The sequence below is a fragment of the Acidiphilium sp. JA12-A1 genome (genome assembly GCF_000724705.2).
GTDB classification, from domain to species: Bacteria; Pseudomonadota; Alphaproteobacteria; order Acetobacterales; family Acetobacteraceae; genus Acidiphilium; species Acidiphilium multivorum.
This window is the reverse complement of sequence record NZ_JFHO01000182.1, coordinates 1-241: the sequence shown is the minus strand read 5'-3', so window position 1 is coordinate 241 and position 241 is coordinate 1. Positions and strand designations below refer to the sequence as shown.

Annotated in this window: 1 protein-coding gene; it reads right to left on the bottom strand. The window is 81.3% G+C overall.

Features of this window, described 5'->3' with window-relative positions; all coding sequences use genetic code 11:
* A partial coding sequence (locus RT91_RS19060) for a hypothetical protein (protein ID WP_035189361.1) occupies window positions 1–241 on the bottom strand: 241 nt, incomplete at both ends.

Genomic DNA, 241 nt, shown 5'->3' with positions numbered 1-241 from the left:
GGTCGGCATGGCGGGCGATGGCGCCGGCGAGGGCGTTCGAGGCGTCGGTGCCGAGCGCGTCGGTGCGGCCGGCGCAGAGCGGGGCGGCGCGGTGCAGCAGCGGGACGAGGGCGGCTTCCTCGCCGTCGTTCGACAGGCGGACAACGGCGCCGAGCAGGAGGGGTGCGCCGGGGCTGGAGGGGGCGTCGGCGCCGAGGCGCTCGGCGAGGGCGATGGCGCGGCGCGGGTCGCCGCCCGGGCC